Genomic DNA, 2,910 nt, shown 5'->3' with positions numbered 1-2,910 from the left:
ATGGCCAAAGTCGAGATGTATAAACATAACTTTCAATATGACATTGAAGGTGAAATAGAGGTTAAACCAGATGTTGCTTATTTGCCAGTGACAATCCAAACTATGGATAAGTCTTATACAACTGCCCTTAGTCAGTCGAAAACTGTTTTAGATAAGTTGTTTGAAGAGTTGAACGCATTAAATGAACCATCATTCTCTATTTCTCCAGCAGATTTTTTTAAGCCCAAGAAGTATGCTAAAAAAATTGATATCACTTTTTTTGATAAGAGAGAGGAAGATGTAAACTCTAATCTTAACGTTTACTTGATCATCGATTTTGCAGAAAAAGACTCCTTTTGGCTGAAGGCGAAAAAAATAGCTGTTGCGTTAGATTTTATGCAGGGATTTTCGAAAAACTATGAATCTGATGATAACATTACAGTAACTGGAAAGGATATTTATTATGAGGTAAACAATAAAGAACAGTATAGAGAAAAAATTGTAAAAATAATATATATTAAGGCGAAGAAAGTTGCAGAGTTAATTGGTTCGTCAGAGAAGAAAAAAATAGCTATTAAAGAAGCGAAATTTGATCAGCATATAAAAGAAGATATTCCTGATTTTAATAAAGCAAGACTTTCAATCGGCGCATCTATTATATTTGCATTTGAGTAAGTGAGAGGTATTAATATACCCCTCCATAAATCATTTTTAGGCTTTGTTGTCAGCGTTCTTCACCCCAGTCACTTTAATATAAGCTCCTGGGGCTTCATCACTTGATGGCTGCGCCTAAAAAACCTTTGTTATGGGTATATATTTCTATTTATAGCAGGTTCAACAAATGAGTACAATTAAATCGCGTGTAGCCCGCAACTGAATTTTGTTTTTCCTGCTATTTTTTTCGGCATTTATTAACATGAATCATTAGTCTCTCAGTGGAACATTGCTGGTTTTTTCAAGTTCCTCTTCATTGTTAATATTATGCGGCAGTAGCCGTTTAGTTTTGCGCTGTTCCTGCATATTCGCTTTGAGTGCATTAAGTACCTGATGATTTACGGGGTTGGGACATAATGGACTGAGCAGATTGTTTTCTTCGGTGGGATCTGTGGTCAAATCATAGCACTCATATTCGCTAGGAATAAAGCGACTGGTTGTGACTCCATCTGGATTACCAGTCCCAATCAGGTTGCCCGCATCGTGGCGACTGCCAGTTTGCCCTGCGAGTACTCCTTCACCTGCATAGTAACGAGCATTGTCATAATAACGCACATACTTCCAGCGAGTATCTCCAGTTAAATCCGGCAGCTTGGTCACTATGGCTTCAATATAGTTGGGTTGAATAACGCTATTGTAGGCAACACCGGTCAGCGGATTAGTCATGTCAGCACCAACTTCTACGTTATCGTTGGTCATAAAGTAGATAGGTTCCTCCACTGGCGCTTCTTCGTCTAGTATCACTTTTGATAAATCACGTCCCACCAGAGGGCGGGCTTCACTATGGTTTTTAGCTAAAGCATGGCGTGTGCTTTCCACATTAACATCTGCTAGACCCAATAAAGTAGGTAATAAATCGATATGAGAGGTTGTTAGATCCATCTGCCGAGACTTTTCAAACAAAATTGGGTTAGACACTATTAGGGGTACGTTTAATACTTCCTGATAGGCGGTATACCATTTCTGGTGTAAGCCACCGTGTGCGCCCAGTAATTCACCATGATCAGATGTAAACACCACTATAGTATTTTCATAGAATGACGTTTTCTTCAATGCTTCATATACGGTGCTTATATGTTTGTTCACTTCTGCCATTAAAAAATAGTAAAACTGGCGGTAGCTTTCGTCTGTTGGTTGGGGAATAAACATATGGGGATAGGTATAGAGATAGTCTTTTTGGCAACGGGGTTTATCTGCCAGACTTTCGTTTTGACTTGGTGCTGCGGTTACATGGGGCAGATTACCTGCTTTTTTTTGTTGATAAAAAGTTTCAAACCATTTTGGGTTGCGCATTAATACAATATCGTGCGGATTAACAAAAGAAGACACTAGCAGAAATGGCTGTTGTTCTTCTTTGGTTTGAGCTGCTTTGTCTAGCATGGCTAGCGTGCGGCATACTTGATCAGCAAATCCCGGGTCACGAACTGTACCACAGTTGTTTTCTGCTGCACCATGGGGCTCTGGGCCAATCCATTGATCAAATCCATATTTATCCAGGCGATTGGCTTTACCATACAACTCGATTTTTTCGGGGTAGGGTTGGCCAGTCGTAGAATTACTGAATAGCGCTGTATGGGTGCCTGGTATGTTAATATCTTCGTCAGACAAATGCCATTTGCCCCGATAGTATGTCTGATAACCAGCCTGACGAAACCACGAGCCCATGGTGGGTACAGTGTTTGGCTCCAGCCAGAACATATTCTGATCAAATGATGATTTGCCAATACCTGGGGTCTGACTGACACCATGTAATGATGGGTATTGACCAGTATAGATGGATGTTCTGCTTGGGGCACAGGCAGTTGATGCTGCGTTGTGATTAACAAATTCTATTCCGTGTTGGCGCATTTGACCAAGGCACAGGCTGTTCTTCAGTCGGTACTCTTTTGCTTCAGGGTTTTCGTAAGGTGGTGGAAATCTTTCCTCATCGGTGGTGATAATCAGGAAGTTAGGTTGTTTGCCGTTAATTTTCATCAGAATTTCCCTATAATTATTAGATGTGGGCAGTCCCACATTCAGTGTAGACTGCTATCTATCCGCCAAATGGGTTTCTTGTGGTCGGTTCCAGCCTCAATGGTTGTTAACTGAGGTTTTTAATTCGGTAACACAAATCTCCCAATTACTGGTTTTGTAAACAATGGGATATTTTCAGTGGTGATTTTGTTATCAACATCCAGAAAGAATAATTCTTTGGGCTCTATATGTATTCCTAGGGGG

2 protein-coding genes are annotated in these 2,910 nt (G+C 40.1%); one reads left to right on the top strand and one right to left on the bottom strand.

Annotated elements, in window-relative coordinates; genetic code table 11:
- Positions 1 to 654 (top strand): SIMPL domain-containing protein (locus KCG35_RS24380; RefSeq protein ID WP_215822455.1); only part of this gene is annotated, 654 nt, incomplete at its 5' end.
- 249 nt (positions 655 to 903) lie between these two features.
- Here KCG35_RS24380 and KCG35_RS24375 read toward each other — a convergent pair.
- Positions 904 to 2,667 (bottom strand): sulfatase family protein, encoded by a 1,764-nt coding sequence (locus KCG35_RS24375; RefSeq protein WP_215822454.1) that lies wholly within the window; start codon positions 2,665 to 2,667, stop codon positions 904 to 906.
- Positions 2,668 to 2,910: the final 243 nt, after the last annotated feature.

Source organism: Zooshikella harenae (genome assembly GCF_018837975.1).
Lineage (GTDB): Bacteria > Pseudomonadota > Gammaproteobacteria > Pseudomonadales > Zooshikellaceae > Zooshikella > Zooshikella harenae.
Note: the sequence above shows the minus strand (reverse complement) of the source record. Positions and strands in the feature narration are given on the sequence as shown.

What these genes read in the sequence shown, in the direction of transcription:
- KCG35_RS24375 (WP_215822454.1), bottom strand. Translation starts at nt 2,667, where the DNA reads ATGAAAATTAACGGCAAACAACCTAACTTCCTGATTATCACCACCGAT.